Consider the following 24,333-nt stretch of genomic DNA (forward strand, 5'->3'; position numbering starts at 1 on the left):
CGATGTGCGGTGTGATCGGGTCTATCGATGGTGCCGGTGCCGGTGCGCCAGTGCCTCGTAGGAGGCCGAGAGCGCCGGGCCCGCCGTGTCGTACGTCTGCTGCGCGACGCCGACGAACAGACAGTCCACCACCAGCAGTTGGCTGGTACGGGAGGACATGGCCGCCGGCCGCAGCTCACTCTCCCGCGCGGTGGACGTCGTCAGCACATGGTCGGCGTACTGCGTGACGGGCCCGTCGGGCCGGCCGGTGATCGCCACCGTCGTCGCCCCGTGCTCGAAGGCGACCCGCAGCGGCTCGATGACGTCGCCGGTCGAGCCCGAGTGGGTGATCGCTATCGCCACGTCCCCCGCCCGCAGCTGCACCGCGTTCGTGACGGCGAGGTGCGGATCGCTGTGGGCGTGGGCCATCAGCCCTATGCGCAGCAGCTTCTGGGTGAGGTCCTGGGCGACCAGCCCGCTCGCCCCGACGCCGTACACGTCCGTCCGCCGCGCCCCGGACAGCGCGGACACCGCCGCCGCGAGCTGCACGGTGTCGAGGCCGGCCGCCGTGTCGGCGAGGGTCTGCTGCTCGTCGTACGCGAGTTTCGTCACGACGTCGGCGATCGGGTCGTCCACCGCGATGTCCGTAGTGATCGCGGGGGCCCGGCCGGAGGCCTGCTGGGCGGCGAGGCCGGCGAGGGCGAGGCGCAGGTCGCGGTAGCCGGGGTAGCCCAGGATGCGGGCGGTGCGTACGACGGTCGCCTCGCTGGTGCCGGTGAGTTCGGCGAGTCCGGTGACCGTGAGGGCGGCGCAGCCGGCGGGGTCCTTCGCGACGGCCTCGGCGACGCGCTGCATGGAACGGGTCATCGAGGGGGCGAGGGTGCGCACTTTGGCGGCGAGGCTGTTGCCGAAAATTTCCTTCACGTTCTGGGTCACATATGAAAGATATTTTCGGCTCGGTGTTGTGGTCAAGAGTGCGCACAATGGGTGCATGGACCCCATCAGCCCCCTGGAGCAGGCGTTGCACGCGGCACGCGCCCTCGTGCTCGCCGACCTCGCCGCGGGCGAGGTGGCCGCCGCGGACGTGGTGTCGATGGTCGAGGACTCCGTCGTGCAGCGGCGCTGGTGGGTCGAGCAGTGGCCGGACGGCGTGCCGTTCGTGGCCGGGCTGGTCGCCCAGGACGTCCAGGACTCGCTGCTCGAGCGGTACGGCCGCTGGCCGCTGTGCCCGGTGTGCGGCACCGGCGACCCGCACGCGCTGGAGGTCGAGCCGGAGCTCGGGCCCGACCCGCACTGGGTCTGCCACAAGGCGGGCGTGAAGGTGGCCGCGGTGGGGGCGCTCGGGTCGGCGACCGGCGGGGCGTCGTCCTCGTGAGGCTCTCGTGACGGTGTACATCGACCCGCCCACCTGGCCGGGCCACGGGCGCATGTGGTCCCACCTCGTCAGTGATGTCTCGTTCGCCGAACTGCACGCGTTCGCAGATGAGTTGGGCGTGCCCCGGCGGGCCTTCGAGCGCGACCACTACGACATTCCCTCGCACCGGTACGCGGACGTGGTGGCCGCGGGAGCGGTGGAGGTCAGCAGCCGTGAGGTGGTGCGGCTGCTGCACGGGGCGGGGTTGCGGAGGCCGAAGGGGCGGGAGCAGCCGCGCAGTTCGTAGCCCGGAGCGACGGCCAAGGCGGGGTCAGCCGCGCAGTTCGTAGGCGTGCAGCCCTTCTTCGTCGAGGTCGTCGTTCACCTGTGCGAAGCCGGCGCGGGCGATCACCGCCTGGGACGGGGCGTTGTTCGGCTCGATGGTCGCGAACAGGGCCCGTACCTCGTCCCGGGCCAGCGCCCACGCGCACAGCGTGCGCAGCGCCTCGGTGGCGTAGCCGTTGCCGCGGGCGCCCGCCACCAGGTCGTAGCCGACCTCCGCCGTGCCCTCCTCGTCGGGCGCGCCGTGGAAGCCCATGCCGCCGATCGCGCGGCCGTCCTCCCGGCGTATGAGCACGAAGAGGCCGAACTCCGGGCGGTACACGCCCGCTTCGTAGGCCTTCAGCAGCATCCCGGCGGCTTCCAGCGTGCCCTCGAAGGGCCCGCCCTCCAGCCAGTCGAAGCCTCCGTCGCCGCCCGCGCACAGGTCGGCGGCGGCCGCGGGCGGGACGCCGTGCAGGGTGAGGCGCTCGGAGGGGATGCGTATGGAGGGGATGCTTATGGGGGCGTCGCCCACGGAGTGTGATCCTTCCGGCAGAGGTTCAGGCCTATGACGCTACTGCAGCCCGGCTCAGGACGTGAGCAGCTCCAGCTCGGCGGCGAGGTTGTAGCGGGCCGTCGCCTCCCACTCCGCCTCCCCGTACGGCGTCCTGAACAGCCGGGGCAGGGCGAGGAGTTGGCGCAGGATGGCGGCGCGGCCCTCGCGGAAGGCGTCCGGCGGTACGAAGCCGTACTCCTCCCGGACCGCGGCCGTGTACGCGGCGTACGCCGATGGCGGCGCGGCGAGGATCGCCAGGTCCGCGTCGCAGAGGACCTGGCCGTCGGGGTCGTCGTCGGCCGGGTCGTGGGTGGTGGTGAGGCGGACCAGACGGGCCACCTCGGCGGTCTTCTCCGCCGGGAGACCCGCCTCGGGGAGGGCGCGTTCGGCGAGGCGGGCCGAGCGTTCCTCGTTCTCGGAGCGGTCTGGCAGGTAGACCGCGTCGTGGAACCAGGCGGCGAGGCGTACGACGTCCGGGTCGGCGGCGTACTTCTCCAGGACGTCGACGTGGTCGAGGACCGCGGTGAGGTGGGTCAGCGTGTGGTAGCGGCGCTGCGGCTCCTGCCAGCGGGCCAGCAGGTTGTCCGCGTACGGGGCCGGGTCGGGGCCGGTGGTGTCGTGGCCCCGGGCTCCTTCCAGGGCACGGACGAAACGGGTGCGCAGGGCGTCGGGATCGGCCATGTGCCCATTCTCCCCTCGACCGGTACTCGGCCCCTAGCGTGGGACCCATGACTTCTGCCGAGGAACGTGACCCTGAACTGCCCGGCCGGCTGCTGCGCACCGAACGGGACGCCCTCGTCCCGCTGCTGCGGGCCAGGCCCGACGAGGACTTCGCCCGGCCGGCCGCCGCGTGTCCGGGCTGGACCGTGCGGGACGTGCTCGCGCACTGTTCGGCCGTGCTGATGCGGGTGGTGGAGAGCAGGTACGAGAAGGACGTCTTCTCGCCCGCGTCGAACGACCGGGACATCGCCGAGCGGGCCGAATGGCAGAACCAGCAGGTCGTGGACGAGCTGGAGCGGGGGATGACGGAGGCGGGACCCGTGATCGCCGGGGCGGGCGGGGTGCTGGACGGGATCGCGCTGGGCGAGTGGGTGCACGCGGGTGACGTGCGCGAGGCGCTCGGCGAGCCGGGGGCGTACGCGGGACCGGGGCTGCCGGACGCGCTGGCGCTGCTCGTCCGGATCACCCGGGAGCGCGACCACGTGCCGCTCCAGGCCGACCTCGACGACCTCGACGAGCCGCTGCGGCTGGGCGGGGTCCCGGGGGAGCGGCCCCCGGCGCGGTACATCGGCGACGCCGCCACCCTCGTACGGCTGTATGCGGGGCGGTCGGCGGCGGGGGTGTCGTACGAGCTGGCGGGGGCGAAGGAGGAGGAGCTGAACATCTACGGATGAACGGGGTGCGGTGAACGGGGTCCGGTGCACAGGCGCGGGTGAAAGGTGCCCCGTACAGGCGTAGGCTGGATTGGACTAGACCTTGGACTAGACCTGTAGCCGCCGACGAATGGGGTCCCATGAGCAAGCGTGCAGTCCTGGAGGTGATCGCCCTCGGCGTCGAGGACGCGGTCGCCGCCCAGGCCGGAGGCGCGGACCGGCTTGAGCTGGTCACCGACATCGCGGCCGACGGGCTGACCCCGTCGGCCGGCACGGTCGCCGGGATCCGGGCCGCCGTCGACATCTCGCTGCGCGTGATGCTGCGCCCCGCGGACGGGTTCGCGGCGGGAGCCGCCGAGGACGTCGACCGGCTGGTGCGGGTCGCCGGGGAGCTGCGGGCCGCGGGCGCCGAGGAGTTCGTGCTCGGGTTCCTCGACGCGGACGGCGGAGTGGACCTCGCCGCCGTGGAGCGCCTGGCCGGCGAGCTGGACGGCTGCCGGTGGACCTTCCACCGCGCCATCGACCACTGCGCCGACCGGGACGCCCTGCGCAAGCAGCTGGACGGTCTGCCCGGCCTCGACACCATCCTCACCGCCGGCTCCCCGACGGGCGTGGACGACGGACTCCCCACACTGCTCGCCGAGGCCGGGCGCAGGCGAAGCGGGGAGCCCGGCTACGAGCAGCGCATCCTGGTCGGCGGCGGCCTGCGCCTGGACCACGTCCCCACGCTCCGTGCCGCCGGCATCGACGCCTTCCACATCGGCGGGGCCGCCCGGCCGGAGGGCTGGGAGCGGCCGGTGTCGGTGGCGGCGGTTGCGGAGTGGCGGGGAGCGCTGGACGCGGGCTGAAATCAGCCCTCCGGCGTTTGAGGAGCGGGGTCTGGGGCGGAGCCCCAGAAGGATGGGACGGGTAGGGGTGGCGGGGGCGAGAACCCTCCCCCAACCCCTCTCAGCCCAGTTCGCGCGGCAGTGCTGCCGCGTGCGTCACGATCAGGCCCGACACCGCTCGGGTCAGGGCCACGTACAGGCGCCGCAGGCCCGTGCGTTCGTCGGGTTCGCCGTCGACCACGGCCTGGGGTTCGTCGAGGACGACGTAGTCGTACTCCAGGCCCTTGGCGAGGGAGGCGGGGACGAGGGTGAGGCGGGTCTCCCGTGTCGTCTCCTCGCCGGGGGCCAGGTAACCGATGCCGGCCGCCGTGAGTGCCTCCGCCAGCGCGGGGACGCGGGCGTCGGCGGCGATCAGGCCGGTGGAGCCCTCGTTGCGCAGCAACTCCTCGCAGGCCGCGACCACCTGGGTGGTGTCGGAGACAGGGCGGACGTCGAAGAAGCCCGGGTTCTCGCGGACCGACGCGACCGGGGTCAGGCCCGGGGCGATGTGCGGGAGGAGGCGGGAGGCGTAGGTGATGACGTCGGTCGGTACGCGGAAACCGGCCGTCAGCTCCTCGATCACGCCGTCCGGCTTGCCGAGGTGCGCGAGGGCCTCGTCCCAACTCCGGGTCGCCCAGGGCGTGGTGCCCTGCGCGAGGTCGCCGAGGACGGTGGCCGAGCCGGTGGTGCAGCGGCGGCCGACGGCCCGGTACTGCATGGGGGACAGGTCCTGCGCCTCGTCCAGGACGACATGGCCGAGCGAGTGCGTGCGCTGGACCAGGTCGTTCGCCTCGTCGATCAACACCGCGTCCGCCGGAGCCCACTTGGCCGACTTCACCGACCGGACCGGCTTCGGCCACAGGATCTTCTTCTGCTCGTCCTCGGTGAGGATTCCGTCCGCGTGTACGGCGAGGAAGTCCGCGTCCGTGAGCAGCCGCAGGACGAGTTTCGCCGGGTCGACGGGCGGCCAGACCTGCTTGACGGCCGCCTTCACGGCCGCGTTGCGGGCCACCGCGTCCTGCACCCTGTCGTCCGGGGCCTCGCCGGAGCGTTCCATCTGGACCAGCACCGCGTGTGCGATGCGCTGCGGGAGGGCCTCGCGGGCGGCGCCGTAGCGGATGTTCCGGTCGAGCAACTCACGGACGATGACCTCGAGTTCGTACGCCGGAACCCGCCAGCGGCGTGAGCCGCGCACGACGACGACCGGCTCGGTCGGCATGGTCACGTGCGAGTAGACGGCCCTGCGCAGTACCTCCGCCATCCTCGCGTCGCCCTTGATGACCGCGGCCGCCGCGTCGTCCGTACCCCGCACCTCCGCGTTCCCGGAGACCAGGTCGTCGACGGTGGCCTGCTGGACCGCCAACTCGCCGAGGGCCGGGAGTACTTGCTCGATGTAGTGCAGGAAGGACCTGTTCGGCCCGATGACGAGGGTGCCGGTGCGGGCGAGCCGGTCCCGGTGGGCGTAGAGGAGGTACGCGACCCGGTGCAGACCGACGGCCGTCTTTCCGGTCCCCGGCCCTCCCTGCACACACACCGTCCCGCCCAGCCCGGCGCGCACGATCTCGTCCTGCTCGGGCTGGATGGTCGCCACGATGTCGCGCATCGGGCCCACACGCGGGCGCTCGATCTCCTGCTGGAGCAGCTTGCTGGTGGCCGCCGCCTCCGCCGGGTCGGACAGGTGCTCGTCCTCGTACGCCGTGAGGTCGCCGCCGGTGTAGCCGAAGCGGCGGCGCAGCGCGATGTCCATCGGGTTCTTCTTGGACGCCCGGTAGAAGGGCTGGGACACCGGTGCGCGCCAGTCGATGACCATCGGGTCGCCGTCGTGGTCGTGCACGTGCCGGCGCCCGATGTAGAAGCGCTCGCCCTCCGCCCCTTCGGCCGTCTCGGCGCCGGGAGCGTGCAGGTAGTCGAGCCGGCCGAAGAACAGCGGGGTGTGGCTGAGGTCGGCGAGTGCCTTGATGCGCTCGCCGATCTGGCGCTCCAGGATCTGGGCGTTGACCCAGTTCGCGGTGACGTCGCTGATGTCGAGGGACTCGGCGTCCTCGCGCATCGCGCGCAGGGCGGCGCGGGACTCGGCGAGGTGGGAGCGTTCGCGGGCGAGGGGGTCGTCGACGCGCGTGGACGGGGTCGTGGACGGGGTCGTGGACGGGGTCGTGGACGGGCTGGACAAGGCGGTGCCTCCGGAAGGACCTGCTGGAGAGGTGGCTGAATCGCTTCGCAGCTTCGGGATGCCGACCGGTTTCCGTCCGGCCGGCGGCACTCCGTGGGGAGGCGGGCAAGAGCGGAGATTGTAGGTGAGCGGTGCGTCCGGGAGCGAATGGTTTTCCGCACCCCTGAGCGGATGGCTGGGGTCGCCGTCTGAGTGGATGGTCTTGGCTGCCCCTGAGCGGATGGCTTTGGTCGCCCCGAGCGAGTGGTCTTGTTCGCCGTCTGAGCGGATGGCTTTGGTCGCCCCGAGCGAGTGGTCTTGTTCGCCGTCTGAGCGGATGGTCTTGGTCGCCCCGAGCGAGTGGTCTTGTTCGCCGTCTGAGCGGATGGCTTTGGTCGCCCCGAGCGAGTGGTCTTGTTCGCCGTCTGAGCGGATGGCTTTGGTCGCCCCGAGCGAGTGGTCTTGTTCGCCGTCTGAGCGGATGGCTTTGGTCGCCCCGAGCGAGTGGTCTTGTTCGCCGTCTGAGCGGATGGCTTTGGTCGCCCCGAGCGAGTGGTCTTGTTCGCCGTCTGAGCGGATGGTCTTGGTCGCCCCGAGCGAGTGGTCTTGAGCAGATGGTCTTGGTCGCCCCTGAGCGGATGCCTTTAGTCGCCCCGAGCGAGTGGCTTTGGTCGCCCCCTGAGCGTGTGTCTCCCCGACCCCTAGGGGACGCCCCCTCCCCCCTGAGGGTGGCTGCTCGGCCCGAAGTACTACGCGGCGACCATCCAGGTTCGCCCCGCAGACCGATGCCGTCCTTATGCCCGGAAAGCCACCATGGAGACATGAGCGCAGCAACCATCACCCCAGTCCCGCGCCCGCCCCGCCCGGCCGGCGCCACCTCCGTTCTCGGCAGCCACCGTCACGTCCTCGGCGACGCCCTGCGTGCCGTGCGGGTGTTCGCGGGCGCCGCCCTGGACGTCGTCATCCTCGGGGAGTACGCCGAGGAGGCGGGCGTCCGCCGCAGGTAACGGCCCGCCTCCTGGGCGTTCAGCTGTCCGCGAGCAGCTCGTCCGCGTCCACGATCCGGTAGGCGTAGCCCTGTTCCGCCAGGAACCGCTGCCGGTGCGCGGCGAAGTCCTGGTCGATGGTGTCCCGGGCGACCACGGAGTAGAAGTGGGCCTGGTGACCGTCCGCCTTCGGCCGCAGCACCCGTCCCAGCCGCTGTGCCTCCTCCTGCCGTGACCCGAAGGTCCCCGACACCTGGATGGCGACCGTCGCCTCGGGCAGGTCGATGGAGAAGTTCGCCACCTTCGACACCACGAGCACACTGATCTCGCCCTGCCGGAAGGCCTCGAAGAGCTTCTCGCGCTGCGCGTTGGAGGTCTCGCCCTTGATCACGGGCGCGTCGAGGTGTTCTCCCAGCTCGTCGAGCTGGTCGATGTACTGCCCGATGACGAGGATCTGCTGCCCGGCGAACCGCCGCACGATCGCCTCCGTCACCTTCCGCTTCGTCGCGGTCGTCGCGCAGAAGCGGTACTTCTCCTCGGTCTCGGCGGTGGCGTACGCGAGCCGCTCCGCGTCGGTGAGGTTCACCCGCACCTCCACACAGTCCGCGGGCGCGATGTACCCCTGCGCCTCGATCTCCTTCCACGGCGCGTCGAACCGCTTCGGCCCGATGAGCGAGAAGACGTCGGACTCCCGCCCGTCCTCCCGCACGAGCGTCGCCGTCAGCCCCAGCCGCCGCCGGGCCTGCAGATCCGCCGTGAACTTGAAGACCGGCGCCGGCAGCAGATGGACCTCGTCGTAGAGGATCAGCCCCCAGTCCCGGGAGTCGAACAGCTCCAGGTGCTGGTAGACACCCTTCCGCTTGGTCGTCAGCACCTGGTACGTGGCGATGGTGACGGGCCGGATCTCCTTCTTCGTCCCGCTGTACTCGCCGATCTCCTCCTCGGTCAGCGAGGTCCGCTTCACCAGCTCGTGCTTCCACTGCCGGGCGGAGACGGTGTTCGTGACGAGGATCAGCGTGGTCGACTTCGCCTGGGCCATGGACCCGGCCCCGACCAGCGTCTTTCCGGCACCACAGGGGAGTACGACGACCCCGGACCCGCCGTGCCAGAAGTTCTCCACAGCCTGCTTCTGGTACGGGCGCAGCGCCCACCCGTCCTCGTGCAGCTCGATCGGATGCGCCTCGCCGTCGACGTACCCGGCGAGGTCCTCGGCCGGCCAGCCCAGCTTCAGCAGCGTCTGCTTGATCTGCCCGCGTTCGGAGGGGTGCACGGCGACGGTGTCGGGGTCGATGCGGTTGCCGACCAGCGGGGCGACCCGCTTCGAGCGCAGGACCTCCTCGAGCACCGGCCGGTCGGTGGAGGTGAGGACCAGTCCGTGCGCCGGGTGCTTGGACAGGGTCAGGCGGCCGTACCGGTCCATCGTCTCCGCGATGTCCACGAGCAGCGCGTGCGGCACCGGGTATCTGCTGAACTCGACCAGCGCGTCCACGACCTGCTCGGCGTCGTGCCCGGCGGCCCGCGCGTTCCACAGCCCGAGCGGTGTCACCCGGTAGGTGTGGATGTGCTCCGGCGCCCGCTCCAGCTCCGCGAACGGCGCGATGACCCGACGGCACTCGTCCGCCCGCTCGTGGTCGACTTCGAGCAGCAGAGTCTTGTCCGACTGGACGATGAGTGGACCATTCACGCGCGGCACCCTTTCCGTAAGGCCAGAGGTCACGGCCAAACATCCAGTGTGCCTGATCGTCGTGACCTGCCGCGTTCCTGTCGCGTTCCTGTCCTACAGGATGTCTATTCACTCCGGCGAGTGCACGGATTGAGCCGGACGGTCGTGGCCTCCGAAGAATGGCTGACCATGCGGCCCTCACCCCCCAACCCGTCCCCGTCCCCGTCCCCGTCCCCGCCCACGGCCACGCTCGGATACGTCCTGTTCGCGACCCGCTGGCTGCAGGCTCCGCTCTACTTCGGTCTCGTCGTCGTCCAGGGCGTGTACGTCTACAAGTTCTTCAACGAGCTGTGGACCTTAATTCTCCGGTGCGTGACCGGGCGGGCCACCGAGACCTACGTGATGCTCTCGGTGCTCAAGCTGGTCGACGTCGTCATGATCGCCAACCTGCTGATCATGGTGATCGTCGGCGGCTACGAGACCTTCGTCTCGCGGATCGACCTCCAGGGCCACCGCGACCAGCCGGAGTGGTTCTCGCACGTCAATCCCAACGTGCTGAAGGTGAAGCTGGCCACCGCCATCGTGGGCATCTCGTCCGTCCACCTGCTCCAGATGTTCGTGGACGTCCAGCACACCGCACAGCACTCGCTGCTGTGGGGCACGACGATCCACATGGCCTTCATCCTGTCGGCGGCGATCCTCGCGTACATGTCGGGGCCGATGCTGGTCCGGGCCGATGCCGCCCACGCGCAGGCACAGGCTCACAGGGGAAGCCACGGAGGAACGGAATCCGAACCCCCGACGGCGACCGCACCGCATCACCCTCCGGGCCAACCCCTGATCCCCGCCCAGGCGGTGGGCCCCCGCGCCGCAGAGGCCGGTGTCGGTGCCGGTGCCGGTCCCGGTGCCGAGGAGCGCATCCGGGCCGCCGGGTTCCCGGCCAGGAAGCTGCTGGAGGACTACGACGAGGAACACCCCCGGACCTTCGACCGGGACAGCGTGGCCCGGCTCGGCAAGCTGGACTTCGTCGCCGCCCGGCGGAACGTCGTGTTCGTCGGCCCGCCCGGCACCGGCAAGACGCATCTGGCCATCGGCCTCGGCGTGCGGGCCTGCCAGGCCGGCCACCGGGTCCTGTTCGCGACCGCGGTCGAGTGGGCGGCCCGGCTGGCCGACGCACAGGCCGCCGGCCGGCTCGCCGGGGAACTCGCCGAGCTCGACGCCTACCCGGTGCTGGTCGTCGACGAGGTCGGCTACACCCCCTTCGACGCGGAGACCTCCGCCCTCTTCTTCCGGCTGGTCGCGCACCGCTACGAGCGGGCCTCGCTGATCGTGACCGGTGACCGCCCGCTCGGCCGCTGGGACGAGATCTTCGGCCCGTCCGCGCCGGCGATGGTGGACCGCCTGGCCCACCACGCCGACGTAGTGCGGATCGAAGGGGACAGCTACCGGATGCGGCGGGCTACTTCAGCGTGGGCAGACTGACGTTCTGGATCAGCGGTCCCTCGACGGTCAGTCCCTCGCCGATCAGCGACTCCGGGGCCGCGACCGGGAGCGGCAGTGGCAGCGCGGACGCGGCCGTGGCCTCGGGAGCGAGTGCGCCGAGCAGCGCGGCGGCGGAGAACACCGCGGTGACGGAGACGGCGACGGCGGTGGCGCGGGTGGGGACAGGGAGCTTGGAACGCATGGGGACTGGCCGGCCTTTCACATACGGACGGGGATGGGATCGGGACAGGGACGGGGATGGGGATGGGCGGGGACAGGGACGGGCGGGCCGGCCCGGGGAACGCGGGCCGGGCCGGCCCGGTGGGCGAGCGGAGGCGCGTCAGATCTGCGGGGTCTCGATGACCAGTCCGGCGACATCGATGCCGATGGCGGCGGCCTGAGTGGCGAAGGCGCCGATCATCAGGGCGGTGGCGGTCAGCACGGCGGCGACACGACGGGCAGCACGCATGGGGGGACTCCCTTTTCTGTTGCACTCGCCCGGGCTGCCTTCGGGGCGGCCCGGGCTCTGATCAGGACATCCGGTGGCTGCCCGGCGGCTCGCACCGGAATGCGGGAGGCCGCGGAAGCTCCCTCATGGGTGGGAAGTGTCCGGCGTGGCGTGCATGATCACGGGCGTACACCCGCAGGAGTGAGCCGCCCTCAGAGCTGGTCCTCCGCCAGCTCCGCAACCCCCGTCACCCGGTGCAGCGGATACGTCCGTACCTCGTCCGCCGTGTGGTCGTACGCCGTCACGAAGCCGCCCTCGACGCGGATCGGGGCGATGACGCGCTGGGTCGCGGCGCCCTCGGCGTTGACGTAGCCGATCCACAGGGTCTCGCCGGTGAGGACGGCGGCCTGCATGGTGGCGAGGGTCTCGGCGGGGTTGGTGCGGGGGAGGTCGCCGCCGGTGGCGGGGGTGGCGGTCGTCGGCTTGCGGGGGGTCGTGGACGCCAGGTCGCCGGCGCGGATGGCGCGGATCGCGGCCGACAGAAGCGTCGTGTCCGGGACCGGGGGGCCGTCCGGGACCGGTTGGGGAGGGGTGCGCGGCGGGGTGCGGTGGGCGTGGGCGCGGGCGATCAGGACGTCGCCCTCGGCGGACTCGGCGGCCGGGGCGAAGCCCATCGCGCGCAGGCCCTCGAGCAGCGCGGCCGGGTCGGCCTGACTGGCCAACACCGTGGGGGCCAGGCGGCGCAGGCGCAGGCCCGCCGCCCGCTTGTCGGCCATGATCTCGTTGAGCATCGCGTCGTCGTCGCAGCGGACGTAGGCCGAGGCCGCACCGACCCGCAGATGGCCGTGCCTGCGCGCCACGTCGTCGATCAGGTAGGTGAGCGGCTGCGGAACCGGCGTACGGGAGTGCTCGGCCAGGAACGCGTGCAGGTCGGAGGCGGACCGGCCGGAGTCCAGGGCGCGGCGCACCGAGCCCGGCGTGAAGCGGTAGACCGTGGCCCCGCCCTTCGACTCCACGTCCGCGAGCACGCCCAGCGTCTCCGCCAGCGGCCGCTGCAACGGCCCCGGTGCCACCGCCGTCAGGTCGGCCTGGAGCAGGACGTGGTCCAGGGGCTCGGGGAGGAGCGGCGCGAGGATGCGGGCGGCCGCGGCGGAGGCGGTGGCCTGCTCGGTGGGGGAGAGGGGTTCGACGGCCGGGGCGGGGTGGTGGTGGACGGGCAGCTTGTCGCCCGGGCCCACGGGTTCCTCCGGCGCCGGCCTCGGTGCGGGCGCGCCCAGCAGCGCCCGGCCCTGTGCCGACAGCGCGCCCCGGCCCGTCACCCCCAGCAGCTCCGCCTCCGACAGCGTCCAGCGCGCGAGCCGGGCCCGTAGGTCGTCGTCGCGCTGCGCACCCCGCAGCGGGCGCTCCCAGCTCAGCCGGGCCAGCACCGACTCGGCGGACGGCGAGGCGCCCTCCGGGAGCCCGGCCAGCAGGGTCAGCACCCGGTGCCGTACCTCGGGCGCGGCCGAGCGGTCCAGCCCCGGGCCCAGCGCCGACAACGTACGTTCCTTCATGTCCCGCCCGCCCACCAGCCCGGACGTCCGCGTCGCCGTCAGCCACGCCTCCGCGAGCCGTGCCCACCGCTGGGCCGCGGGCTGCTCCAGCCACTCGTCGTGGGCCGGGGTGGCCGCGTACCGCTCGTCGGCCTCGCCGTCGGGGGCCAACAGGCCCGCCGCGTAGGCGAGTTCGACCCAGAAGGCGGCGATCGGCTCGGAGACGTCGAGGGCGACGGCGGTCCGCTTCAGATCACGGACACTGAGCCCGCCCGCCCGCAGCACCGCGGGCCCGCCCTCGTGCCAGTCCTTCAGCAGCTCCTCGACGGTCGCCAGGGCGGTGTACGCCTGCCCGGCCGCCGTTCCGTCCACAACCTGTGGACGGTGCGTGGCGGCGGCCTCCACCGCGGGCGGCAGCGGCTCGGTGGCCCGGTGCGCCCGGCCGCCGCGCAGATGCAGGGCCACCTCCCGGGGCAGTACGACCGTCCCCGGCGCGGTCGGCAGCAGCAGCCCCCGGTCGAGGAGCCAGCGCAGATGGGCCGCGGGATCGGCGGTGACCTGGCCGAACGGCGGCCCCCACACCAGCCGGGCCAGCACCTCCCGCGCCTCCGCCGGCGCACCGGCGAGCAGCGCCCCCATCCGCTTCCGGTTCGTGAAGAGCTTGGTGAGCGCGGTCACCGCCGACACCGCGTCATGGGTCGAGGTGAGCCCCGCCGCCGTCACGATCTCCTGGATACGGCCCGGCGACATGCCCGCCGTCGCCTCCTGCACGGTCGGGCCCAGCCCGGTCGGCGACGGATGCTGCGGCGAGGGCGCCAGCAGCTCCCGGGCCGTACGCACGAGCCGCAGCCGGTCGTCGCCGCCCCACACCAGGGCCTGCGTGCGCAGCGTGCCGAGTGCCCGCGGCAACGCGGCCGTGACCACCGGGTCGGCCTCGTCGCCCGCCATCAACCCCAGCAACTCCTTGTACGACGCCGGATCCGCCGCCACCGCCAGCGCCTCCGCCGTCTGCAACGCGAACCGGTCGAGCCGCTCCAGGGCGCGGACGACGGAGGCACGGGTGCCGGCACGCGTCGCGAGCTGCGTGAGGTCCGTCGGGACGGGCGTGATGAGGTCGGGGCGGGCACGCAGGAGTGCGGCCAGGGAGGCGTCGTCCCTGACCCGGAGCGCCTCGGCGAGGGAGCGCGGCGGTGTGGCCTGGTGGCTCATCCGACCCACGTTAGCGGGTGGGCACGACGACGGGGGTGGGCGTGGTCCCCTGCCATACCCGGCACGGGCCGGGCGAGGCGCCCCCCGCTCACGCTCGCGGACCCCCACCACGTCTCCCTCCCCCCACCTCCGGCCCACCGCACCCGTCCCAGCCGCGAGCACCCCGGGCAACCCGCCCTGGCGGCTCCCGCAGCGCCGACCCGACCGGCAGGTCCCGGCAGCATCGCGCAGCGTCCCTCTTTGCGACCGGTCCCGGCGGCACTCCGCAGCGCCAACCCGCGCGATCCGCCCCGGCGGCACGTCCCCCGTGGCTACGGCAGATGTGCTCACCCGCGATACCGTCGTCCGACGAGGTATCCAACGCGCCAACCCCGGAGGGGACTTCGTGGGTATCGAGAGCGACCAGGTCGTCTACGAGTATCTGAGCCGCGTCGGCGACGTGGCGCAGCAGCGGCAGCTGCCGTCGGGCGACCGTATGCGCCTGGTGTCGGAGTTGCGGAACGAGATCGACCGGCTCCGGGCCAAGGTCACCGTCGACAGTCCCGCCGCCGTCCGCCGCATCATCGAGCGCCTGGGCAGTCCCGACGAGGTCGTCCGGGCCGCGGGCGGCACCGGACGCGCCGGCACCCCGCAGGCGCCGCCCGCCTCCGTGCCCGTACAGCGGGACCGGGAACCGGAGGAGAACGGCGCAGGGCGGCCCAAGGGGCTGCGGCGGGTCGTACCGCGTCCGCGTCCGCGCCCGGCCCAGGCGTCCCCCGACCCCGGCCCGTCCGACGTGCCCTCCCCGCCGCATCTCGCGAGCACGCACGAGCTCGGGGACAGCGCGGCGCAGCCGGACTGGTGGCGGGTGGACAGCAGCGCGTTCGGCGTGGGCGACAGCGTTCCCGGCTTCGTCGGCGGCGTGGAGATCCCGGAACTGCTCAAGCCTCCGCCGCCGAAGCCGGATCCGGCGGTGGAGAAGGAAACGGCCGGACAACCCCCCGCGCCCACGGCCGGGAAGACGGGGACGCTCGGCAAGCTGGTCCGGCTCACCAAGCCCGCGCCCGCACCGGCCCCGGAGGCCGTGGCCGAGGCCCCCGCCCCCCGCCGCCGCTTCCGGCTCCTCGGCAAAGGCGGCGCCGGTGGCACCGGCGGCACGGGTGCCATGGGCGGCTGGACCAACCCCTTCCTCCTCCTCGCCGCCGGCCTCCTCGTCGCCGGTGCCGTCCTCGGCAACTGGATCGCCCTCGTGCTGGGCTGGGCCATCGCCTACGCCTCCCGGCGCCTGAGCGACGCCGAGACGAAGTGGGCGGTCGTGATCCTGCCCGGCCTGTCGCTCACGGCCGGTGCCGTGTGGCTGTGGGGCCGTACGGAGGGCCGCTGGGGCGACCCCGTCGCCGAGGGCCACATGAGCGACGCGATCGGCCAGACCTGGCCGTGGGTGGTGCGGGGCGCGGCCGTGGCGTCGGCACTGTTCCTGGTGTGGCGGTCGCAGCGGCGGAGGTAGCTCACAGGTGCCTGCACGCCTGCACGCCTGCACGCCTGCACGCCTGCCCGCCACACGGCCTGGGCACAATGGCCCATATGGCCTCTACACGCTTCCCCGCCCCGACCGTCGGCTTCGACCTCGACATGACCCTCATCGACTCCCGGCCCGGCATCCGCGCCTGCTACCTGGCGCTGTCGGAGCAGACGGGCACGTACATCGACGCCGATCTGGCGGTCACGCGGCTCGGGCCGCCGCTCGCGCAGGAGCTGATCCACTGGTTCCCGGCGGAGCGGATCGAGCCCATGGCCGACCTCTACCGCTCGATGTACCCGGCCATCGCCATCGTGCCGACGCCCGCGATGCCCGGCGCCCGGGAGGCGATCGCGGCGGTGCGGGCGGCCGGCGGACGGGCGATCGTCGTCACCGCCAAGCACGAGCCCAACGCCAAGCTGCACCTGGAGCACCTGGGCATCGAACCGGACGCGGTCATCGGCGACCTGTGGGCGGAGCAGAAGGCGGACGCGCTGCGCGAGCACGGCGCGGGCGTCTACGTCGGCGACCACGTCGGGGACGTCCGCGGCGCGCGGAAGGCCGGCGCGCTCTCGGTCGCGGTGGCCACCGGCCCGTGCGACGCGGACGAGCTGAGCGCGGCCGGCGCGGACGTGGTCCTGGGCGACCTCACCGAGTTCCCGGAGTGGCTCTCGGCCTACCGCCCGGCCCGCGCCTGACGGCGCCCCGCCGCGATCGACTGGAACACCCCCGCACCGGCCAGCAGGAAGCCGACGCCCATGAGCATGCTCAATCCGAACATGTACGTCGGAAAGGGCGTCGTACCGAGCAGCATCGGGGCCACCGTGACCAAAGTGGCCACGGCACCGATGAAGAAGACGAGCGCACCGGCGCGGATCAGTCGGTCACCGGGCTCGCGGGAATTCGTTTGGGTTTTGTCACGCACCGGACCAGGGTAGTTCCCTGCGGCGAGGAACAACCGGGCGACGTCTTGTCACCGGCGTGAAGACCATTAGCCTTGGTACCGGCGGGTCCCGACGACCCGCCCCAGTGCTATCAAGAGCCGTTTCAGAAGCAGTTTTCCGACGAGTACGAGGACGAGGACAGACGTGCCTACCGGCAAGGTCAAGTGGTTCAACAGCGAGAAGGGCTTCGGCTTTCTCTCCCGCGACGACGGCGGTGACGTCTTCGTCCATTCCTCGGTCCTCCCCGCCGGAGTCGAGACGCTCAAGCCGGGGCAGCGAGTTGAGTTCGGTGTCGTCGCCGGCCAGCGCGGCGACCAGGCACTTTCGGTCATCATCCTCGACCCGACCCCCTCGGTGGCGGCCGCGACCCGCAAGAAGCCGGACGAACTGGCCTCCATCGTCCAGGATCTGACGACCCTCCTGGAAAACATCACGCCGATGCTCGAAAGGGGCCGTTACCCCGACAAGGCCGCCGGCAAGAAGATCGCCGGCCTGCTCCGCGCGGTCGCCGACCAGCTCGACGTATAACCGCGAGAACCGCGCTTTACGGAAAATCCAGTGCGTTCGGGCCGAGGGGCGGTACCAGCCCCTCGGCCGCCGCACGCGTGAGCAGCCCACGGATCGCGGCATGGCCGTCCTCGCCGAGGTCGGCGGTGAATTCGTTGACATACAGCCCGATGTGCTGGTCGGCGACGGCCGGATCCATTTCCTGGGCGTGCTCCATGACGTACGGGCGGGACGCCTCGGGATCGTCCCAGGCCGCGCGGACGGACGTACGGATCGAGTCGGCGAGCCGCGTCAACGTCGGTGCGCCCAGCGACCGCTTGGCGATGATCGCGCCCAGCGGGATCGGCAGCCCGGTCGTGTTCTCCCAGTGCTCGCCCATGTCCGCGAGCTTGTGCAGCCCGTAGTTCTGGTACGTGAAACGCGCCTCGTGGATGACGAGTCCGGCGTCGACCTTCCCGTCCCGCACGGCGGGCATGATCTCGTGGAACGGCATGACCACGATCTCGCCGACCCCGCCGGGCAGCGTGTCCGCGGCCCACAGGCGGAAGAGCAGATACGCCGTCGACCTCTCGCTGGGTACGGCGACCGTACGGCCGGTGAGGTCTCCCGGCCCCCGGGTGAGGACGAGCGGCCCGCATCCCCGGCCCAGCGCGCCGCCGCAGGGCAGCAGCGCGTACTCGTCGAGGACGTACGGCAGCACGGCGTACGACACCTTCAGCACGTCGAACTCGCCGCGCTCGGCCATGCCGTTGGTGATGTCGATGTCCGCGAACGTCACGTCGAGCGCGGGCGCGCCGGGGACGCGGCCGTGGGCGAGGGCGTCGAAGGTGAAGGTGTCGTTGGGGCAGGGGGAGTAGGCGATCTGCAGAGGCTTCGCTTGCTCACTGGTCATGTGGGGTCCAACTCTCCAGGGCGGGTGTGAGCTTCCCGAAGGCCGTCGTCAGGGCGCTCAGCGCGTCGCCGATGCGCCAGGCGGCGCGGTCGCGCGGGCCGACCGGGTTGGAGACGGCCCGCAGTTCGAGCACCGGCACGCCGTGCGCGGCGGCCGCCTCGGCGACGCCGAAGCCCTCCATGGCCTCGGCGAGGGCGGCGGGGTGGCGTTCCAGGAGCGCGGCGGCCCGGGCGGCCGTTCCGGTCACCGTGGACACGGTGAGGACCGTGCCGGGGCGCGCTCCGGTCGCCGACACGGCAGCTCGTACGAGTGATTGTGGCGGACGGTGGGTGACGGTCCCGAAGCCCAGCTCGGTCACCGGCAGGAAGCCGTCGGCCGTCTCGGCGCCCAGGTCGGCCGCGGTGATCTCGTCGGCGACGACGAGCGAACCGAGGGGCGCCTCCGGCTGGAAACCGCCGGCGATCCCGGCGGAGACGACGAGGTCGTAGGGGGCGCCTTCGAGCGCGGCCGCGGTGAGGGCGGCGGAGGTGGAGGCGGCGGCGAGGGCGGGGCCGACGCCGGTGGCGAGGAGGTCGTACCCGCCGGGGGTCCGGTTCAGTGCCACGCCCGGAAGCGGGATCTCTCGCACCGGGCCCGTGAACGCGCGCGCCACCGCGTCCCGTTCGACCGGGACCGCGGTGGCTACGAGGATGCGCATGGGCTCGGGCGGATCAGTCGTCCGCGTTCTTCAGCTTGAAGTTCCAGACGCCCTTGTACACCTTGCTGGCCGTCGTGTCGGTCTTGTCCTGCTCGACGATGCTGATGTTCAGCTCCTTCGGCGCGGCCTGACCCTGCTGGTCGGCGAAGAGATCGACGCCCTGGAAGGAGTAGTACGTCTTCTTGTAGACGTTGGTGACCTGCTCGCCGTTGATCCACAGGGCCCAGCCCGTCTCGGCGACCTCGGGGTCGACACCGATGCGCAGCGTCTCGCTCTGCGGCACGTCGATGGTTTCCGAGGCCTTCTCCCGGGCGCACTTGGCGGCCTCTTCGCGGCCGAGGTCCTTGCCGTCGTCGTAGCACTCGGCCTCGGTGCTCACCGAGCTCTGGCCGACCGTCACGGTGGCGCGCGGCGTCGGCTTGTCGCAGGCCGACAGGACGAGCAGTCCGGCGGAAACGGCACCGGCGGCGGCGACGGCGCGGCGGCGTCGCACTACGGATTGCAGCATGGTCATGGCCGAAGGCTATCGGGCACGTCCTCCGGTCTCCCTACGCGGGGTGCGGCGAGCCGTGGGCCGGGCGGCGTCCTGGACACCCGCCGCGTCCCCGCCAGGTCCCGCTAGGTCACCCGCGACCGCGCGGGGCGTCCGTGCCGGGCCGAGCTCAGCAGGCCCTTGACGGTGGTCAGCCAGCCGACGGCCACGATGGAGGCGCCCACGAACAGGCCCAGCGTGCCGTTGAGGGGCATCACGATGCCGACCGCGCCGCCGAACACCCAGGACACCTGAAGGATCGTCTCGGAGCGCGCGAAGGCCGACGTCCGCACCTGCTCGGGCACGTCCCGCTGGATCAGCGCGTCCAGGGACAGCTTGGCGAGGGCCTGCGAGAACCCGGCGACCGCCGCCAGACACGCCACCAGGAACGCGCCGAAGAAGATCGCGGCCGTGATCGCCGCGGCGACCACGCACGCCACCACCGTCACGATGATGAGCTCCGGCGCCTTCGACCGCAGCCACGCCCCGACCGCCGTACCGAGCGCGTTGCCCGTGCCCGCCGCGGCGATCACTATGCCCAGCGACACGGCCGCGCTCTCCCCGGTCAGCGGATGCTCCCGCAGCAGGAAGGCGAGGAAGAAGATCAGGAAGCCGGACAGACAGCGCAGGGCGGCGTTGGCGCCCAGGGCGTGCGTGACGGCGATGCCGACCGTGCGCAGCCCGGGCCGCTTGACCGGCTTGAGGTGCGGCCCGTGCAGATGCTCCTCGTCCGCGGCCAGCAGCGCGATGTCCTCGCCCTTGGCGGAGTCGACCTTCGGCGGCAGGGTGAAGGACAGGAACGTACCCGCCATGAAGATCACGAAGGCGCCGTAGAGCGGCCAGCTCGACCCGATCGACTGCAGCCCCGCCGCGATCGGCGCGGCCACACCCGTCGCGAGCAGCCCGCCGAGAGTGACCCGCGAGTTGGCCTTCACCAGGGAGAAGCGGGGTGGCAGCAGCCGGGGCACCACGGCGCTTCTGACGACCCCGTACGCCTTCGACGCGACCAGGACGCCCAGCGCCGCCGGATACAGCTCCAGGCTGCCGCTGGCGACCGCCCCGGACAGGATCAGCGCGAGCAGCGCCCGGGCCAGCATCGCGCCCGCCATCGCCGCGCGGCGGCCGTGCGGGAGGCGGTCCAGGAGCGGGCCGATCACCGGGGCGAGGACGGTGAAGGGCGCCATGGTGATCGCGAGATAGAGGGCGACGCGTCCTCGGGCCTCGTCCGTGGGGACGGAGAAGAACACGGTCGAGGCCAGCGCGACCGTGATCATCACATCCCCGGCGCCGTTCACACCGTGGAGCTCGATCAGCTTGCCGAGCCCGGACTCGCCGGCCCCGTGCGCGTGGGTCGCCTTGCGGATGCCGCGTGCGGGACCCGTCACCGGCAGATGCAGGGCACGGCCGATCGCGCGGAGAGGCCCGCCCACCCGGCCCGACCCGCTGTTTCGCCCGCTCTCCTTGCTCCCCTTGAAGCCTTTGTTGATCCCTTTGGACATCTCTTCGGACCCACCGATCCCGGTGGCACCTTCGGGAGTCTTCGCGGCTGCCACCCCGTCATAGTGCCCCGAGAAAGCTGTGTGTAGTGCGGTTACCGCGCGTATGGCCGTGCACTTCTGCGGCGGATCTGCTGGGGAACAGACCCGTCGGTGTAGGCCAGGCGCACGCGAACAGGTAGCGTGCATATCTCAGCCATCCCGCAGAATGGGTGGTACAGGTGCGCCCGAGTGTGAGTGGGCGCGGACGTCGACGCGGTCCCCGGGTCCGCTCCGTCCGCCCCGCCACCGACAGGCAGACGCACCAGAGAGACGGCGTAGGAGAGAAGCGATACCTGTGAGCGCAGCGACCACGCGAAGCCGCACCCCCGACCGCCTGTGCGCCGAGGCCGTCGACCTCGCCCGCACCGCCGCCGAGGAGGCCGCCGCGCCCGGCGTGGTCGGCGAGCACTCGGGGCTGGTGTCCGAGGGCGACCGAGTCGTCACCCACTTCTTCGAGTGCAAGGAACTCGGCTACCGGGGCTGGCGCTGGGCCGTCACGGTCGCCCGCGCCTCCCGCGCCAAGTTCGTCACCCTGGACGAGGTGGTCCTCCTGCCGGGCCCGGACGCCCTCCTCGCCCCCGAGTGGGTGCCCTGGAGCGAGCGGCTGCGCCCCGGCGACATGGGCCCGGGTGATCTCCTCCCCACCGACGCCGAGGACCTCCGCCTGGAGCCCGGCTACACCGGCGAGGACGAGCCGCTGCCGAGCTCGCCCGTCTCCGAGGAGATGGCCGAGCTGGTCGAGGCCGAGGACGCGGAGGTCACCTCGGGCGGCCCCGCGACCCTCCCCGTCGTCCCCGCCCGCGGTTCCATCGCCGCCGTCGCCGAGGAACTCGGCATGCGCCGGGCCCGCGTCCTGTCCCGCTACGGGCTGCACATCGCCGCCGACCGCTGGGAGGAGTCGTACGGCGCCAAGACCCCGATGGCCCAGGCCGCACCCGCGTCCTGCGTCAGCTGCGGCTTCCTGGTACCGATCGGCGGCTCCCTGGGCCAGGCCTTCGGCATCTGCGCCAACGAGTTCGCCCCGGCCGACGGACGCCTCGTCTCCCTGTCCTACGGCTGCGGAGGCCACTCCGAGGCAGCGGTCATGCCCGCTCCGCCACGGCCGGCCCCACCGGTGATCGACGAGACGACGGTCGATCCGTTCCCGCTGCGGCCGGCGCGGGATTCGGGGTCGGTGCCGGATGTCTCCGACGAGGATGCGGCGGAGTTGGGGCACTCGTAGGTCGCCGGGTGCGGGGGTGGGGGATGTTTCCCCGCCCTCCTGCCTCCTGCGCCCCCTGCTGCCGTTTCCGACGTTTCCTCGTGTTCCAGCTCGCTACTCACTCGTGGGTCGGTCCTCGGCCTCTGCCAGGACCTGTTCCGCCGAAGTGGCGGTGATGGCGCGGTCGAACCAGAGGTCGAGGACATCGAGGTCGTCGCACGACGTGACGCGCTCACGGTCCGTGTCCGACACCTCGACGCCACGGCGATCCAGCAGATGCAGGATGTCTTCGACCCTCGCCTGGGCGCGGCCTTCGTCACGGATTTCCTCGGAGAGGTACGACTTGTAGAAGGAGAGGTCCACGGCCACCAGGTTCCTCCAGAGTTCTCCGGCCCGGCGATTGACGCCGAGGCCTCGTGCGGTGAATTCGATGATGGGGCCGGCGACGGCTTCGGGCACGTCCTGCAGAGCGGTGGACAGGGCCTTCAGTATCCCATCGACGGCCGCTTCCTTCGCGTGTGTGATGGCGGACAGCGTGGCCAGCGCCAGGTCGGCCCGGGCCTCTTCCGGATCGTTGATCACGGGCATGTTGTGCGGACCGGCCACGAGCGGGCGCAGGGTGAGGGATACCCACCATCGGGGCCCGATGGGTACGGGCTGTGCGGCCCATTCGGCTGTGGCCCGGTCCTGGCAGACGACCAGCAGTAGGGGCGGGTCTTGTACTTCGTGTAGAGGAAGGACAAGTAATAGGCCCAGCTGGCGGGCTTGTTCGGGTCCTTCGCGCTCTGTGCCTCGACGGCCAGGAGGATCGGCTCGTCGCCGTCGAAGCGCAGGAGTGTGTCGACGCGGCGCTCGACGGGCTGGATCTCGGTGAGATCGGTCGGCAGGACCGTGACGGACGTCGGCTGGATGAGCGGGAGCCCGAGGGCCTTGGAGACGCCGGTGAACAGTCCGGGGTAGTCCTGGAAGATGCGGTGCATCGCCTCGTGGGACGAGTTGACCACGTGGTTCCTTGTGCTTGGGCGGGTTCGTTGGTCCTCAGACGGGCGCGGGTGACAGGGCCCGGCAGGCGCGGCAGCGGCCGGGTTCGGGGGCGCGGAAAGCGTGGTCGCAGCCGTCGCAGTTCTGGAGGGGGTGCCGGACGCCCCCCGGCGATGGGGTGGGTGCGCGGAACGGGGGCGGGGGTGGCAGCTGGGCGGTGAGGCGGTGGGCGAGGAGGGCTGCGGGGCGTCGTGGGCCCTCGGGTGGGAGGTCGGCGGTCAGGGCGTGGCGTACGGCGGTGGGGCTGACGTCGCGCTCCAGCCAGGCGGCGACGCCGGGGGCGAGGTGGGCGGTGTCGCAGGCGGAGAGGAGGAGGCGGGGGTCGTGGAGGCGGAGGTCGGCGAGGAGGTCGGTGGCGGTCTGGAGGAGGGCGGGGGCGGGGTACGCCGGGTGCGGGACGGCGGGGAGGGGCTTGCGGGGGGCCCGTTTCTTCGGGGTTGGGTGTGAGGGGCGTACGACGGGCTCGTGCTCGGCGGCCTCGCGGTGGCGTCCGGGCTGGTTGCAGGAGATCGTGCGGGTGATGATGCGACCGCCGGGGACGCGTTCGCGGGTGCGGCGGAGGTAGCCGTGGGCTTCCAGTTCGCGGAGGGCCGCGGCGATACGGGTCGCGCCCTCGGGGAAGCGGGCGGCGAGGGTCTTGATGTCGACGCGGGCGCCCTTGGGCAGCGACTGGATGTAGCAGGCCAGCCCGATCGCGAGAAGCGACAACTCGGGGTGCTGGACGAGGTGGTTGCCGATCACCGTGAAGCGGGTGGTGTGGCGGGTGTGGTCGTGATCGAGGCCGCCGCCGGACTGGCCGGAGTGGGAGTGCCGCCGGTTCGGGTGTTTGTTGGCGGCAGGCCGGGACTGGGCGTGCGGGGGCACGCTAATGTCGTGCGTATCCATCGGGAAGTTGGAGCCTTCCTTGGTGGTCAGGCCCTCGCATTGGGATTGCAGTCCCGGCGGGGGCCGTCGCATGTCTGCGGTTGTGTTGCGCTGAGCGTAAGGCTGGCAACCGGCCGGAAATCCAGCCGAGTTGGTGATGTTCACTCGCCCGGGTGAGGCGGCGTGCGGCGCGGCGGGAGGGTGGGGTGGGGCTTGGTGGGGTCCTTTCGCCGTCGTGGTTCTTTGGGGAAGGCGCCCCTGCCACCGGAGCACGCGTTTCTGTGCTCCGGTGGCAGGCACAGCTCCGCCCAGACCGTCTTGCGCGGGTGTGGGCCCTGGGCGGTGCCCCAGCGGTCGGCGAGCGCCTCGACGAGGAGGAGACCCCGGCCGGATTCAGCGTCCGGGGTCGGGACTTGGGGCTGCGGGAGTCGATCGCCGCAGGTGTCGGTGACCTCGATGCGCAGGGTGTCGGCGACGACGTAGAGGGTGAGCCGGAAGTCCCGGCCGGGGACGCGGCTGTGGGTGGCGGCGTTGGCGGCGAGTTCGGCAACGAGGTGCCGTGCCGGGTCCAAGGGGATTTCCCAGGCGCGGAGTTGCTCGGTGGCGAGCAGGCGGGCGAGTCGGGCTCCGCGGGGCGTGGGGGACAGCTGCACGCTGAAGTTGCGGACGGGGGTGGCGGTTTCTTGGATCACGTCACTCAG

Annotated in this window: 24 protein-coding genes and 2 pseudogenes; 10 read left to right on the forward strand and 16 right to left on the reverse strand. The window is 72.2% G+C overall.

Annotated features, from left to right (window positions below; translation table 11 throughout):
- Window positions 1-21 precede the first annotated feature (21 nt).
- A complete protein-coding gene (locus OG252_RS28125) occupies window positions 22-915 on the reverse strand; it encodes a MurR/RpiR family transcriptional regulator (RefSeq protein ID WP_329339566.1) in 894 nt (297 codons plus the stop codon).
- A 55-nt stretch (window positions 916-970) separates the two neighbouring features.
- On the opposite strand from OG252_RS28125, the gene OG252_RS28130 reads away from it, so the two are divergent.
- On the forward strand, window positions 971-1,354 hold the full coding sequence (locus tag OG252_RS28130) for a hypothetical protein (RefSeq protein ID WP_329339568.1): 384 nt from the start codon (window positions 971-973) through the stop codon (window positions 1,352-1,354).
- A gap of 7 nt (window positions 1,355-1,361) precedes the next feature.
- The gene (locus tag OG252_RS28135) at window positions 1,362-1,640 is read left to right on the forward strand and encodes a DUF4031 domain-containing protein (RefSeq protein ID WP_266437635.1); all 279 of its coding nucleotides are present in this window, start codon (window positions 1,362-1,364) and stop codon (window positions 1,638-1,640) included.
- A gap of 24 nt (window positions 1,641-1,664) precedes the next feature.
- Here OG252_RS28135 and OG252_RS28140 read toward each other — a convergent pair.
- Together OG252_RS28140 and OG252_RS28145 are read right to left on the reverse strand one after the other, a co-directional pair.
- Window positions 1,665-2,153: pseudogene (locus OG252_RS28140) on the reverse strand (GNAT family N-acetyltransferase); the annotation flags it as partial.
- A 90-nt stretch (window positions 2,154-2,243) separates the two neighbouring features.
- The gene (locus tag OG252_RS28145) at window positions 2,244-2,891 is read right to left on the reverse strand and encodes an HD domain-containing protein (protein WP_329339569.1); all 648 of its coding nucleotides are present in this window, start codon (window positions 2,889-2,891) and stop codon (window positions 2,244-2,246) included.
- 47 nt (window positions 2,892-2,938) lie between these two features.
- On the opposite strand from OG252_RS28145, the gene OG252_RS28150 reads away from it, so the two are divergent.
- Entirely contained in the window at window positions 2,939-3,604 is a 666-nt protein-coding gene (locus OG252_RS28150) for a maleylpyruvate isomerase family mycothiol-dependent enzyme (RefSeq protein WP_329339571.1), read from the forward strand.
- Between the two features lie 119 nt (window positions 3,605-3,723).
- Window positions 3,724-4,431, forward strand: a complete 708-nt coding sequence (locus OG252_RS28155) for a copper homeostasis protein CutC (protein WP_329339573.1) — start codon at window positions 3,724-3,726, stop codon at window positions 4,429-4,431.
- Between the two features lie 100 nt (window positions 4,432-4,531).
- Here the strand turns inward: OG252_RS28155 and OG252_RS28160 are convergent, their stop codons facing one another.
- Window positions 4,532-6,619, reverse strand: a complete 2,088-nt coding sequence (locus OG252_RS28160; RefSeq protein WP_329339575.1) for a HelD family protein — start codon at window positions 6,617-6,619, stop codon at window positions 4,532-4,534.
- 800 nt (window positions 6,620-7,419) lie between these two features.
- On the opposite strand from OG252_RS28160, the gene OG252_RS28165 reads away from it, so the two are divergent.
- On the forward strand, window positions 7,420-7,605 hold the full coding sequence (locus OG252_RS28165; RefSeq protein WP_266437654.1) for a hypothetical protein: 186 nt from the start codon (window positions 7,420-7,422) through the stop codon (window positions 7,603-7,605).
- 19 nt (window positions 7,606-7,624) lie between these two features.
- On the opposite strand, the gene OG252_RS28170 is transcribed toward OG252_RS28165, so the two are convergent.
- Window positions 7,625-9,268, reverse strand: a complete 1,644-nt coding sequence (locus tag OG252_RS28170; RefSeq protein ID WP_266437656.1) for a DNA repair helicase XPB — start codon at window positions 9,266-9,268, stop codon at window positions 7,625-7,627.
- A 168-nt stretch (window positions 9,269-9,436) separates the two neighbouring features.
- Here OG252_RS28170 and istB point away from each other — a divergent pair, with 168 nt between their 5' ends.
- On the forward strand, window positions 9,437-10,729 hold the full coding sequence (gene istB / locus OG252_RS28175) for an IS21-like element helper ATPase IstB (RefSeq protein ID WP_443068505.1): 1,293 nt from the start codon (window positions 9,437-9,439) through the stop codon (window positions 10,727-10,729).
- On the opposite strand, the gene OG252_RS28180 is transcribed toward istB, so the two are convergent.
- From OG252_RS28180 to OG252_RS28190, 3 genes are all read right to left on the reverse strand, one after another.
- Window positions 10,707-10,931: a hypothetical protein gene (locus OG252_RS28180; protein WP_266437661.1), complete on the reverse strand. Its 225-nt coding sequence runs from the start codon at window positions 10,929-10,931 to the stop codon at window positions 10,707-10,709. The two genes, istB and OG252_RS28180, sit on opposite strands and share 23 nt — an antisense overlap.
- 138 nt (window positions 10,932-11,069) lie before the next feature.
- Complete coding sequence (locus OG252_RS28185) at window positions 11,070-11,198, reverse strand: hypothetical protein (RefSeq protein WP_266437664.1); 129 nt, start codon at window positions 11,196-11,198, stop codon at window positions 11,070-11,072.
- Window positions 11,199-11,389: 191 nt separating this feature from the next.
- Window positions 11,390-13,918, reverse strand: coding sequence for a helicase C-terminal domain-containing protein (locus OG252_RS28190; protein ID WP_266437667.1), 2,529 nt, complete (start codon window positions 13,916-13,918; stop codon window positions 11,390-11,392).
- Between the two features lie 385 nt (window positions 13,919-14,303).
- Here OG252_RS28190 and OG252_RS28195 point away from each other — a divergent pair, with 385 nt between their 5' ends.
- Both OG252_RS28195 and OG252_RS28200 read left to right on the forward strand, forming a co-directional pair.
- Window positions 14,304-15,404, forward strand: coding sequence for a hypothetical protein (locus OG252_RS28195; protein WP_329339583.1), 1,101 nt, complete (start codon window positions 14,304-14,306; stop codon window positions 15,402-15,404).
- Between the two features lie 77 nt (window positions 15,405-15,481).
- Window positions 15,482-16,114 carry an HAD family hydrolase gene (locus OG252_RS28200; protein WP_266437671.1) on the forward strand — a complete coding sequence of 211 codons (633 nt, stop codon included), beginning with the start codon at window positions 15,482-15,484 and terminating at the stop codon, window positions 16,112-16,114.
- Here OG252_RS28200 and OG252_RS28205 read toward each other — a convergent pair.
- Window positions 16,093-16,341, reverse strand: a complete 249-nt coding sequence (locus OG252_RS28205) for a hypothetical protein (protein WP_307675670.1) — start codon at window positions 16,339-16,341, stop codon at window positions 16,093-16,095. The two genes, OG252_RS28200 and OG252_RS28205, sit on opposite strands and share 22 nt — an antisense overlap.
- A 163-nt stretch (window positions 16,342-16,504) precedes the next feature.
- On the opposite strand from OG252_RS28205, the gene OG252_RS28210 reads away from it, so the two are divergent.
- Entirely contained in the window at window positions 16,505-16,888 is a 384-nt protein-coding gene (locus OG252_RS28210) for a cold-shock protein (RefSeq protein ID WP_307675669.1), read from the forward strand.
- Between the two features lie 16 nt (window positions 16,889-16,904).
- On the opposite strand, the gene OG252_RS28215 is transcribed toward OG252_RS28210, so the two are convergent.
- The 4 genes from OG252_RS28215 to OG252_RS28230 form a co-directional block, all read right to left on the reverse strand.
- The gene (locus OG252_RS28215) at window positions 16,905-17,759 is read right to left on the reverse strand and encodes a 1,4-dihydroxy-6-naphthoate synthase (protein WP_329339586.1); all 855 of its coding nucleotides are present in this window, start codon (window positions 17,757-17,759) and stop codon (window positions 16,905-16,907) included.
- On the reverse strand, window positions 17,749-18,456 hold the full coding sequence (locus OG252_RS28220; RefSeq protein WP_329339588.1) for a futalosine hydrolase: 708 nt from the start codon (window positions 18,454-18,456) through the stop codon (window positions 17,749-17,751). Before OG252_RS28220 ends, OG252_RS28215 begins: the two co-directional genes overlap by 11 nt.
- A gap of 13 nt (window positions 18,457-18,469) precedes the next feature.
- Window positions 18,470-18,970 carry a hypothetical protein gene (locus tag OG252_RS28225; protein WP_266437680.1) on the reverse strand — a complete coding sequence of 167 codons (501 nt, stop codon included), beginning with the start codon at window positions 18,968-18,970 and terminating at the stop codon, window positions 18,470-18,472.
- A gap of 104 nt (window positions 18,971-19,074) precedes the next feature.
- Complete coding sequence (locus tag OG252_RS28230) at window positions 19,075-20,541, reverse strand: MFS transporter (protein WP_266437682.1); 1,467 nt, start codon at window positions 20,539-20,541, stop codon at window positions 19,075-19,077.
- A 280-nt stretch (window positions 20,542-20,821) separates the two neighbouring features.
- On the opposite strand from OG252_RS28230, the gene OG252_RS28235 reads away from it, so the two are divergent.
- A complete protein-coding gene (locus OG252_RS28235; RefSeq protein ID WP_266437685.1) occupies window positions 20,822-21,748 on the forward strand; it encodes a DUF3027 domain-containing protein in 927 nt (308 codons plus the stop codon).
- A 93-nt stretch (window positions 21,749-21,841) separates the two neighbouring features.
- Here OG252_RS28235 and OG252_RS28240 read toward each other — a convergent pair.
- The 3 genes and pseudogenes from OG252_RS28240 to OG252_RS28250 form a co-directional block, all read right to left on the reverse strand.
- Window positions 21,842-22,731 (reverse strand): annotated as a pseudogene (locus tag OG252_RS28240) (hypothetical protein).
- Window positions 22,732-22,765: 34 nt separating this feature from the next.
- The gene (locus OG252_RS28245) at window positions 22,766-23,653 is read right to left on the reverse strand and encodes a helix-turn-helix domain-containing protein (protein ID WP_329339592.1); all 888 of its coding nucleotides are present in this window, start codon (window positions 23,651-23,653) and stop codon (window positions 22,766-22,768) included.
- Between the two features lie 140 nt (window positions 23,654-23,793).
- A complete protein-coding gene (locus OG252_RS28250) occupies window positions 23,794-24,324 on the reverse strand; it encodes an ATP-binding protein (protein ID WP_329339594.1) in 531 nt (176 codons plus the stop codon).
- Window positions 24,325-24,333: the final 9 nt, after the last annotated feature.

It is taken from the genome of Streptomyces sp. NBC_01352, assembly GCF_036237295.1.
Taxonomy (GTDB): domain Bacteria; phylum Actinomycetota; class Actinomycetes; order Streptomycetales; family Streptomycetaceae; genus Streptomyces; species Streptomyces plumbiresistens.